This is a genomic window from Streptomyces sp. UW30 (assembly GCF_008042075.1).
Classification (GTDB): Bacteria; Actinomycetota; Actinomycetes; order Streptomycetales; family Streptomycetaceae; genus Streptomyces.
Genome location: NZ_RDBN01000013.1, coordinates 43,981 through 54,507, shown reverse-complemented (window position 1 = coordinate 54,507; position 10,527 = coordinate 43,981). Strand labels below are relative to the sequence as shown.

The 10,527-nt window shown below is 69.7% G+C and carries 11 protein-coding genes; 4 read left to right on the top strand and 7 right to left on the bottom strand.

The window, feature by feature from the left end:
- Window positions 1–220 precede the first annotated feature (220 nt).
- The 4 genes from EAO75_RS45670 (at window position 221) to EAO75_RS45655 (ending at window position 2,551) form a co-directional block, all read left to right on the top strand.
- A complete protein-coding gene (locus EAO75_RS45670; protein ID WP_187284359.1) occupies window positions 221–865 on the top strand; it encodes a hypothetical protein in 645 nt (214 codons plus the stop codon).
- 168 nt (window positions 866–1,033) lie between these two features.
- A complete protein-coding gene (locus EAO75_RS45665; RefSeq protein ID WP_187284358.1) occupies window positions 1,034–1,531 on the top strand; it encodes a hypothetical protein in 498 nt (165 codons plus the stop codon).
- 30 nt (window positions 1,532–1,561) lie between these two features.
- Window positions 1,562–1,918, top strand: a complete 357-nt coding sequence (locus tag EAO75_RS45660) for a hypothetical protein (RefSeq protein ID WP_187284357.1) — start codon at window positions 1,562–1,564, stop codon at window positions 1,916–1,918.
- Between the two features lie 324 nt (window positions 1,919–2,242).
- On the top strand, window positions 2,243–2,551 hold the full coding sequence (locus tag EAO75_RS45655) for a hypothetical protein (RefSeq protein WP_187284356.1): 309 nt from the start codon (window positions 2,243–2,245) through the stop codon (window positions 2,549–2,551).
- Between the two features lie 458 nt (window positions 2,552–3,009).
- Here the strand turns inward: EAO75_RS45655 and EAO75_RS09060 are convergent, their stop codons facing one another.
- The 7 genes from EAO75_RS09060 to eccB all read right to left on the bottom strand — a co-directional run bounded on the left by EAO75_RS09060 (window position 3,010) and on the right by eccB (window position 10,525).
- The gene (locus EAO75_RS09060) at window positions 3,010–3,384 is read right to left on the bottom strand and encodes a hypothetical protein (RefSeq protein WP_147994538.1); all 375 of its coding nucleotides are present in this window, start codon (window positions 3,382–3,384) and stop codon (window positions 3,010–3,012) included.
- A gap of 2 nt (window positions 3,385–3,386) precedes the next feature.
- Window positions 3,387–3,842, bottom strand: coding sequence for a YbaB/EbfC family nucleoid-associated protein (locus EAO75_RS09055; RefSeq protein WP_147994537.1), 456 nt, complete (start codon window positions 3,840–3,842; stop codon window positions 3,387–3,389).
- Between the two features lie 157 nt (window positions 3,843–3,999).
- Complete coding sequence (locus EAO75_RS09050; protein ID WP_147994536.1) at window positions 4,000–7,074, bottom strand: AAWKG family protein; 3,075 nt, start codon at window positions 7,072–7,074, stop codon at window positions 4,000–4,002.
- Between the two features lie 24 nt (window positions 7,075–7,098).
- A complete protein-coding gene (locus tag EAO75_RS09045) occupies window positions 7,099–7,569 on the bottom strand; it encodes a type VII secretion system-associated protein (protein ID WP_147994535.1) in 471 nt (156 codons plus the stop codon).
- A gap of 181 nt (window positions 7,570–7,750) precedes the next feature.
- Window positions 7,751–8,059, bottom strand: coding sequence for a WXG100 family type VII secretion target (locus EAO75_RS09040; protein WP_147994534.1), 309 nt, complete (start codon window positions 8,057–8,059; stop codon window positions 7,751–7,753).
- A gap of 87 nt (window positions 8,060–8,146) precedes the next feature.
- Window positions 8,147–8,482 carry a hypothetical protein gene (locus EAO75_RS09035; protein WP_030955148.1) on the bottom strand — a complete coding sequence of 112 codons (336 nt, stop codon included), beginning with the start codon at window positions 8,480–8,482 and terminating at the stop codon, window positions 8,147–8,149.
- A gap of 477 nt (window positions 8,483–8,959) precedes the next feature.
- Complete coding sequence (eccB, locus tag EAO75_RS09030) at window positions 8,960–10,525, bottom strand: type VII secretion protein EccB (protein ID WP_147994533.1); 1,566 nt, start codon at window positions 10,523–10,525, stop codon at window positions 8,960–8,962.
- Window positions 10,526–10,527: the final 2 nt, after the last annotated feature.

Here is a 10,527-nt window from a genome sequence, read left to right as displayed (position 1 = left end):
GGTATCGAGTTTGGCCGCGGGGGGTTCGGTGGTAGCGGTCGTGGTCGTGATGACGACTTTGGAATCGGGGTCGACTCCGTTGTCGTGCACGGGGGTTGTGGACTCGGTGAGCACCTTCGAGGGAGGCGGAGGCGAGCTCTCGGTGACAGGGCGGGGTGCCGGGCCCAGGGCGTCGGCGAGAGGCAGCAGTACGTCCGCGCCGGGGAAGTCGGTCTCGGCGGTGGCGGGGACATCCGTGGTCTCCGTGGTCTCCGTGGTCTCCGTGGTGCCGTCCGGCGTCACGGTGGGCGCAGGGCCGGTCAGCGGCCGGACGCGAACCGGGGCGCCCGGTCCCTCGCGGGTCAGTTCCACGGCGGCGCGAACCGGGCGGCCGGTCCCGTCCGGCGTGACCTGCGGCCCGAGCACCACGGCCCGGTCGGTCCCGGCCCGGTCCAGCAGCTCGGCCGCCTCCGGCGCCCCCTCCCCCGGCGGCGGTGTCTCCGAGACGACGATCGTCAGGGGCGGTGCGTGGGTTGCACCGCTGGTGTCGCTTACGCCGGCGGCGTCGGCGGTGTCGGCATACGAGCCGGTGGTGCTCACCTTCGGCGGAGCGGTGGTGATGTCGCCGTCCGGGGTGGACACGCTGTCGGTGGAGTCCGAAGTGACGGTGCTGTCGGACGAGTCGACGGTCTGCGGAGAGGGAGTGGACTCCGGCGAGGGCGAGGGCGAGGTCTCGGAAGGGGAAGTGGATTCCGGAGAGGGCGAGGTCTCGGGAGAGGGAGTGGACTCCGGAGAGGACGAGGTATCCGGAGCGGAAGACATCTCCGGCGAGGGCGTGGTCTCCGGCGACTGCGACGTCTGGGCGGAGTCGTCCGTCGTTGTCTGAGAACCGTCCACCGGAGCCGTGCCGTCGGGCGTACGGGTGTCCTGGGACTGCGGGGTCGAGGGCCCCTGGGTGCCTCCGGCGACGGGTGCGCCACCCGGTCGACCGCCGGTGCCCGCGCCCGTACCCGTGCCCGTACCCGTCCCTGAAGCGCTGGAGTTGTGAGAGCCGTTGGAGGCCACGGGACCGTTGTTCACCTGGCCCGGCATCGGAGCCGTACGGTCGTCCTGCTCGGCTGCCGCACCCGGATCCGGCGAGTTCTGGACGTTGCTCTCCGGGGCCCCCTCCACGGTGAGCGGGGTGTCCACCGTGACCGGTGTGCCGAAGCCGTCCAGGGCGCGGCGGACGTTGTCGGCGTCGACCTCGACGCCGGGGCCGTTCCCGGCGGGCACCACCCGGACCTCGGGCCGCTGCGACAGGTTGCTGTGCACGCTGTCGCGGACGTCGACCTCGGTGCTGCCGGGCGGCGGGGTGCCGCGCAGGTCGGCGAGGTCGCGCAGGGCCTGCTCGCGGACCTCGGCGGGGCCGTGGTGGACCTGCTGCCACAGGGCGTTCTCGGCGGAGGTCGCGGGCAGCGGGCCCGGGGAGTACCGCGGCGGGTCCTGGGTGGTGTACGACGGCGGATCCTGCGTCGAGTACGGCGGCGGGTTCTCGGCGAAGTCGGGTTGAGGCGACGTGCGCGGGGAGCCTGCGCCGCCGGTGAGGTCCGTGGTCGCGGGACCGCCGGTGCGGTCGGGTCCGTCGCCGTCCTGGGTGCGCGAGGAGTCGGCGGAGTCCCGCGTGTCGGAGTCACGGGTGTCGCCGGTGTCGCCCGTGTCACCGGAGGAGACCGTCGGCGGCTGGTTGCGCATCTTGTCGATGACGTGGCGCAGTTCGGCGCCGCTGTTCAGGGCGCCGTCGGTGAGTGTCGACTCGACCTGGCTGCTGACGCCCGCGCCGACGAAGGTGGACCAGCTGGTGGACCAGTCGCCGTCGAAGGCGCCCTTGATCAGGATCTCCGCGACCGACTCGCCGGCGCCGGCCGCGAGGAAGTCGGCCGTCCCCTTGATCCCGTAGTGCCCGGCCAGCGCGCCCGGCCGGTCGGCGTTGTTGCGCAGGAGCTGGTTGTTCCGCCACAGGTCGGGGTTGTTCCGGAAGGAAAGCGGGTCGTTGCGGAACGTCACCGGCGTGTTGTTGGTGACGTTGGGGCCGTTCCCGTTCCCGTTCGGGTTGGGGTCGGGGCGGTTGTTCGGGCCCGGCCCGGGGTCGGGGTTCGGCTTGGGGTTGGGGCTGTTGTTCTTGAAGTCGAGGTCGGGCGTGTTCCGCAGGTTGGGGTTGGGCGGCGGCTTGAAGTCGAGGTCCGGCCCGTTCTTGAGGAAGTTGTTGTCGTAGCTCTTGACGATGTTCTTCGCGAAGTTGTCGAAGATGCTGGTGAAGAAACCCGCGGCGGCGCCGAACGCGGCCGACTTCAGGATGTCGTTCCAGTCGAAGCCGTCGGGACGCCGGCCGTCCGGGGCGAAGTTCATCATCGCCAGCCGCACCGCGAAGGTGGTGAACGCCTCGGCGAACGCCTCGGTCAGCGAGGGCGCGATGTGCAGCCGCTGGAGCAGATGGGTGAGCGTGGTGAGGATGAGGAACCGGCTGCGCAGCTTGGCCATCATGATCTGGCTGGCCGAGGCACCGCCGGTGAAGAAGGACATCGCCAGGTAGATGGCGATCTCGATGAGCAGCCGGATGACCTCGGCGATGACCTGCCACTTGGACTCCATGATGTCCATGGAGGTTTTGCGCCGACCCTCGGCGATCTTGTCGAGCTGTTCGGCGAAGTCGCGCAGGTAGTTCTTGCCGCCGTCGTCGATGAGCATGCCCATCGCCTTGGCGTACGACTTGGACAGGTCGTCCGGCATGACCTCGGCGATGTCGTGGATCGACTTGTCGATCAGCGCGGACATCCGGTCCAGCTTGCGGCCCAGCCCGGAGTAGGGCTTGCGGCTGTCGAAAGCCAGGTCCTCGTCGGCGTCGATGAGCTTCTCCCCGGTGAGGATGAAGATCATCGCGTTGACCTCGGGCGATGCCTTGATGCTCACCGGCTGCCGCCCTGGGGGCCGTGCGGGCAGGACGAAGCGGCCGCTCCCGGTCCGGTGCGGGAGCGGCCGGCGGTACGGAGGTCAGCGGCGGCCATGCCCGCCCGGGCCGTCGCCGTTGAACCCGTTGTTGTTCAGGCGGTTGTTGCCCCGCTCGATGTCCTCGAGGTTACGGTCGCGGGTGCCCTTCATCATCCGGACCTGGCTGACCGTGGCGTCGGTGATGCCCACGAGCGCGTCGCGGATGGACATCATCGTCTCCTTGGTGGTCTGCCGCTCCTTCTGCTCCTGGGGCCTTGCCTTCTCGGCGAACTCGCCCTCCGTGCCGGGCCAGCTGACCGTGGGCAACAGCTCGTCGAGGAACTCCTCGGTGACGCTCGTGGCCAGGGTGCCGATCTCCTCCAACTGCCTGGCCAGGGCCTCGATGCGCTGCGGGTCGACGTAGTAGCGCTGTCCCATCGTCAGTCCTCCCCGTCCTCGCCTAGCGCGTCCCGCCAGGCAGGAGTCGCCTGGCCGTCGCGGGCGGTGTCCTCGTCGTCGTCGCGCAGCACCTCGGGGCCGAAGATCCGCTCCCAGTCCAGCTCGAAGCCCTTCAGCTCCGGCACATTGCTGCTGGGCTCCGCGAAGGGCGCCATCGCCTTCATGACATGCCGGTTCATCTTCAGGCGCGCCGCGTTCGCCGCCTCCAGGACGCTGGCGGCCAGCTCCTGCGGCGACATGTCGCGGTACTTGTTCTCCAGGAACTCGATCCCGGACAGCTCGCCCTGCGGGCCCACGGTGGCGCGGACGGCGCGGTCGGAGGAGAGCACCGCGAACGACGCCTGCCGCAGCTCGCGCTCGGTGCGCGCGACCGCCTCCTGGGCGGCCTGGAGTTCGGCCATGGCCTTTTCGAGGCGCTTCTCCAGCGGTTCCGTCACGCCCGCTCCTGCCTTGTGAGTCGGTCTCCGAACGCCCGGCCGGGTTGCCGGTCCCTCAACTGCCCTGCTGATCTTGCCTGGTGAGGCCCCGCCTGTGGAAGCCGGAGCCGCGTGGTGTTCGTCTCCGCGCGCTGGTCACACCGAAGCCGTACGGTGCTCACCGGCCGATGACGGCCGGAGTGCCGCCCTCTTCGGTGCCCCACACGTCCGCGTCCTCCTCCAGGTAGTCGGCGGAGCTGCTGGTGGACCTGCGGCCCGGCTCCGTCTCCTCCTCGGGGGAGTCGCCGCCGGTGGTCGCCACCCGGGAGGCCGGCGCCAGGAAGGTGTCGTCGTCCTCCTGGCGGTTCCACGGGCTGCGCCGCCGGCGGTTGCGGCGCTCGCTCTCCTCCGCCGCGTCGACCAGGACGGCGCGCACTCGCTCGCCGTTGCCCTTGTCGCCGCCCGCGCCCATGCCGCCCATGCCCCCGCCGCCCATCGGCATACCGGGGCTGCCGGGCATGCCGGGCGCGCCAGGGGTCCCGGCCGTGGCGGCGGGAGCGAGCGGGCTGCCCGCGCCGGCGGCAGCGCCGAGGCCGTCGAGGATGTCCGAACGGTCCACGTCGCCACGTGAGTTGAGATCGTGCAGGTTCACCGTCTCGGTCTTGCCCTGCGGGTCGGTGACGGTGGCGATGCCGGTGTCCGGGTCGATGACCTGCTTGCTGCCGTCCGGGAAGTCGGTGGTCAGCTGGCCGTTGTCGAGGCGGGTGATGGAGCCGTCCGGGTTGGTCACCGTCGCACCGTGGGTGAGGTCGGTGGTCGTGGTGGTGCCGTCCGGGTTGGTGCTGGTGAGCAGGCCGCTGTCCGGATCGAACTTGATGCTGCTGCCGTCCGGGAACTCGGTGGCGATGTCGCCGCCGGTGAGGCTGGTGCTGCCGCCCGTCGGGGTCGGAAGGCCGGAACCATCGGTGTTGAGGTTTCCGAGGTTGCCCAGGTCGCCGACCGACTCGGTGGGCAGGTCGGTGTTGATATCGCCGAGGTCGCCCAGGTCTCCGAGCCTGTTCTGGCCGTTGAGGTTGCCCAGGTTGCCGAGGTCCTGGGTGGTCGTCGTGCCGTTCGGGTCGGTGATGGTGGCCTGACCGGTGGTGGGATCGACGGTCTGGACCGTGCCGTCGGGGAACGTGGTGGTCAGCTTGCCGTCGTCGCCGAGGGAGGTGACCGAGCCGTCCGGGTTGGTCACCCGGGTGCCGTCGCCCAGATCCTGCGTGGTGACGCTGCCGTCCGGGTGGGTGGTGGTGAGCAGCCCGCTGTCCGGATCGAAGGAGGTGCTGCTGCCGTCCGGGAAGTCGGTGGTGAGCTTGCCGCCGTCGAGCTGGGTGTTGCTGCCGGTCGGGGACTTGAGGGAGCCGCCGCTGTTCAGGCCGCCGAGGCTGCCGAGGTTCTCGGTGATCGCGTCGTTGGCGGCGTTGTTGTTCGTCCCGCCCGGTCCGTTGTTCAGCGATCCGAGGTTGCCCAGGTTCGTGGTGGCCGGGGGCCCTTCGGTCCTGAAGGCCTGCTGCATGTTCAGGGGGGTGAGGTCGCCCAGGCTCTCGGTGACCGTGTTGGACAGGGCGTTGGGGTCGTTGATGCCGCCGAGGCTCTCCTGCATGGCCTTGGTCTGCTCATCGGCGAGGCGCTTGGCCTCCTCCTGCTCACGCTTCTGCTCTTCGCGCAGCTCGTCCTGGTACTTCTTGTCCTCGTCGCGCTGCTGGTTCTGCTCGTTGCGCAGCTCCTCCTGGAGCTTCTTGTCCTCTTCGCGCTGGCGGTCCTGCTCCTCGCGGAGCTCGTCCTGGTACTTCTTGTCCTCTTCGCGCTGGCGCCGCTGCTCCTCGCGGAGTTCCTCCTGGTACTTCTTGTCCTCCTCGCGCTGGCGGTTCTGCTCCTCGCGCAGCTCGTCCTGGTACCGCTTGTTCTCCTCGTTCTGCCGGTTGATCTCCTCCCGCTCCTGCTCGGCCTTGCGCTCCTCGTACTCCTCCGAGGCGGTGCTGGTCGACTTCGGCTTGGGCACGTTGTCGGAGAAGTCGTCGCCCAGGTCGAGGAAGTGGTTGTTCAGGTTCGACTGCACCTGGGCGGCGGGCTTGCCCAGAAACTCGTCGACGCCCTGGCTCCAGATCTTGACCGCCTTGTCGCCGACCTTCGCCCAGTTGGCGATGTCGGTGAGATCGCCGTACTCGGGGTGTACCTGGGTGAAGTCGGCGTGCGGGCTGTGGCTGACGGTCGTGGTGTAGCGGGAGGTGTACGACTTGATGTCCGTCTTGGCGACGTTGTTCGCGTCCACCCACTGGGCGAGGTCGTCCAGGACGTAACGCAGCACCTGGTGGGGGTCGTAGTACGGGGACTTGGCCCAGGCCAGCCAGGCCTCCAGCAGCTTGGTCGCCGCGTCCTCCAGGTACTTGCGCCCCAGCGAGAGGGCCTTCGAGTACACGGTGCCGCCGGTGCCGGTCTCGTCGCCGGAGCCGGGGCTGGAGTTGAAGGTCTCGACGTAGTTGTCGTAGTTCTCGCGGATCTTCTTCAGCAGGCTGCGGAAGACCTCCGCCGCCTCGCCCTTCCAGCTGGCGTCGTCCCGGCCGAAGCGGTCCTCCCAGTCCTTCAGCACCACCGCGTGGTCCTTGAAGAACTTGGCGGCGAAGTCGAAGGACTCGCCTGTGGTGTTGAAGGAGTTCAGGTCCACCACGTCGGCCCCGGGCACGCCCAGGTTGCTGAACCGGGCGTCCGTGGTGTTGCCGCCCAGCAGGGCGAGGAGCGCCGCCCGCGGCCCGTTCATGTACCGGGCGAGCGGGATGGTGCTCATCTTGTCCTTGTTGTAGTCCGTGAACTCGTTGCCCTCACGGACCTGTGCGTCATGGACGTTGTCCGAGCCCGGACCGGCGAAGATGATCTCTTCGCCGTCCTTCACGCGGCCCTCGAAGACGATCCGGGCCTGCATGATCGACCGCTTCTTGCCGCTGTCGAAGAACCAGATGTCGTAGTCCTCGCCCTTGTTCCTCAGGAACCCGGAGTCCTTGACGAGCAGGGAGAGGCTGCGTTCGGGGATGTCCATCCGGAACAGCTTGCCGCCGTGTTCGGAGCGCAGCGTGTCGAAGACGGTGTTTCGGTCTGGCACCGGATAGCCGGTGATGTGGGTGACCAGGGTGGCCCAGGTGTCGCCCGACGGATCGCCGGCGTTGTCGAACTTGTCGAGGTTGGCGACGGAGTTGGGATCGTACCGATCGGCCACCTGGCGCCCTTTCTGTTCGGTTGGTCAGGACTCGTCGTCCGGATCGCCGGTGCCGCCGGCGGTCAGGGTGTCGACCTCGTCGAAGGTCTGGAGCAGTGTCTGCGCGTCGATCGCGTCGAGGTTCTTGTCCTTGGTCTTGTTGGCCTCTTCGATGGTCTCGGTGAGGGCCTCCTTCAACTCCTTGAAGAGGTCCATCTGGTCACCGAGCAGCTTGTCGATGGCCGTTGCCGCGGTGCGGATGTCCTCGATCAGCTTCGGTCCCGAGACCAGGGGTTCGGTGACCATCCTGCCGATGCGCAGGAGCTGCTTGTCCTGGGCGAGGTTGTCGGGCGTGGTGTGCCCGTCGATGAGGTGGCCGAGCGGGCGGATGTGGGACCCGTCGCCCTCCTCCTTGTGCTTCTTCGCGGCGGTGTAGACGGGCTGTACCTCGTTGTCCCGGAAGTACTCCATCTGCTTGAGGTCGAAATGCTTGACGTCGGCCTTCTCACCGGCCATGGGACGCTCTCCTGCCGCTTGGTGCCGGACGGGGTTTCGGGGGCCCGGCGGGCGCCCCGTGCACGGACGACGGCCGTGCCGGGCGCCACGCGTGCCGCCGGGGCGCACCGGCCGGTCCGGAAATTCCCGCCGGCTGCGCGACGCCCGGCACGGCCTCCCGGGACTCTTCTGGGTTCAGGCCCTAGCGGGCCCGCACACCGCCCCAGTTGTCGGCGCTCTTGCGCTCGTCGCGGGAGTGGTTGTCGTGGATCTGCTGGATCAGCTCGCCGTTGTCGCCGAGGAGCTGGGCCATGTTCTTGGTGGCCTGGTCCCACTCGGCCTGGACCTGACGGTACGTCTCCTGGTCCGATCCCTCCCAGGAGTTGACGAGCGGCTTCAGCTCGTCCTCCAGGTTGTTGAGGGTGGTGATGATCTGCTGGGTCTGGGCCATCAGTTCCTCGATGGCGTTGCGGACCACGGGGTACTGCACGTCGATGATGCCGTCGGCCATGACGTCTCCTCTCGTACGGCCGGGCGCCGGCCCGGGAAGCTCAGGGGGTCCGGCCTCGCCGTGACGGGGCCGGTGCTGCCGGTCGGGTCAGCTCAGCGCTTCGAAGACGCCCTGGCTGGTCTTGCTGTTGAGGACCTCGGTGAGGTCCTGGTTCTCCTGCGCCAGGCGGTTGGCGGAGGTCACGTTCTCCTGGAGCGCGTCGACCATCTTGCTGATCTGGATGACGACCTTCTGCGCCTCGGCGTTCCAGCTGCGGAAGAGCTTCAGCAGGGCCTGGCCCTCGTCGCCGCCGACGCCCGAACGCGCCGCGATCTCCGCGACGTTGTTCTGGATCTTCTCGACCTGGCTGCGGGCCGACTCCAGGGAGGAGACACCTCCCAAGCCCTTGGCATAGTCCGCTTTCCTCGCGGCGCTGTCCGCCATGTCGCGCTCCCTTCGTTCAGGCCTGTCTCGTCGTACGTTGCTCGCTGAGGCTAAAGAGAAGCCGGCGTTGCGCGCAACGCGATCAGGGAAAGATTTGAGCTTCGGTCAGCTCACCTCAGAATTCTTGCGTGGCAAGGGAGTTGTGCCGGGGTTTCACGGAAATGAACAAGCCTCCCCGGTCGGTGCCGGGCGGGCGGAGGCGCACCGTCCACCGGGTGACGCGATGCGGGCAGAAAGCGGGCACGCCCAGATGGGATACGGGCATGAGGGAGCGCCGTATCCCGGCATTGAGAGCGCTTCCACGGGATTCCGCGGGCACGGCCGGCCGAAATATCTGAGCTTTGTTTGAGGTTCTCCGCGGACTCGATGCCGTGATGGCTCCGGGGAGTTCACATCATCGGCACCGAGTTTGGCCAAAATTCTCTGTTGCCGCGCCCTTTTCCTTTTCATCGGCGGCTAATGCACCGCTTGCCATGATCAGCGCGCGGTGTCCGCCTTGTCCGGTCCGGCGCTCTGCTCGCCCTGCTCCCGCTCTTCGGCGGCGTCGCAACTCGGAGCCGTCACCTTGGGCTCCGCGGCGCCCGCGGCGGCGGCCGGGTCGAGGTCCGCGCCGGTCGGCAGAGCCGCGAGCAGCGGCGCCGGGACCGAGCCGATGTCCGCGGCCCCGTACCCGAGGGCGGCCAGCGAGTTCTTGCTGGAGACGCGGTACTTCACGCCGTTCTCCGCCACCAGATAGGTCGTCCCGGCGTGAGCGGCGCCGCTGGCGTGCAGGGCCCGGACCAGGGCGCCCCGGCCGGGGCGGACCACGGTGGCGTCGGTCGGGACGCAGGCCGGCTGCACCGGCTGGGCGGTGCCCTGCGACACCGCGACCGGGGCGAGCCGGGTCAGCGGCACCAGCACCGACCTGATCCGGACGCCGCCGTCGTCCCCGTCCACCTGCGCGCAGAGCGCGGTACCGCGTGGCGCGGACTGCGGGACGGGGGGCGCGTCCGGCAACTCCTCGGACGCGGTGGGGTCCTGGTCCGCGGCGCGGTGCTCGCGCAGCGCGTCGGCGCCGACTGTGCGCACCTCGGGCGAGCGCCCCTCGTAGGCGTCCTTCTGGGTGGCCGGGTCGCCCAGCACCAGGGCGGCGCCGAGCCGGGTCAGCGGCACCAGGCCGTCCTCGGTCAGCAGGTGGTACGTACTGTCGCCACCGGGGACGCTGACCTTGAACAGCTGGCCGATCCGGCTGGCCTCACCGCCGAGCACAGGGCCGTCCTCACCGCGCCCCGGCACCGCGGGCGGCTTCAGGACGGGGCCGGGCGCCAGCGCGTCGAGGAAGGCCGCCGAGACCGGCATCGGCTGCTCGGAGCCGTAGCCGAGGGCGTTACGGGCGTCGGACTCGCGGTCCAGCGCCAGCCTGCTGCCCCGCCACACCAGGTACTCGGTACGGTCCGGCCCGCGCACCAGCATCGCGCGGTCGCCGTCGATGCCGCGGGAGTCCAGCGGCGACCCGGCCACCACGGTGGTCGCCCCCGGCTCCTCCACGCCGGTGCTCGCCACGGCACCGGAGGTGTCCGGCAGCGCCCCGTCAGGACCGGTGACGCACATGTGCCAGGCGCCGGAGTCGAGTTGGCCGGGCTCGGGCACGGTGTCGGGGACGCCGGGGATGCCGGCCGGGGCGCCCACGGGGACGTCCCGCAGCGAAGCGGTGCCGACGTCGACGGTCTCCAGGTCGGAGCCGCCGATCAGCCGCGCCGAGGCGTAGTTGCGCACGGGGTGCAGTGCCCCGTCGGTGCCGGTCCACAGGTAGCGGGCGCCGGTGTCGCGGTTGACCACCAGGTGCTCGCCGTCGCGCCAGGCGTCGTTGCCGCCGGGGCGCAGCAGGCCGTAGACGGTGGCGCCCGCGCCGATCAGGACGGTGACCAGCATGCCGAAGGCCACGCCGCGGGTGGTGCGCCCGAGGGGGCTCTCCGGGGCGTCCGGGTCGGCCATCAGCAGGCCCGAACTGAGCCTGCCCATCATGAAACTGTGGGCGTGTACCTGGTCGCGTTTGGACTGCACGG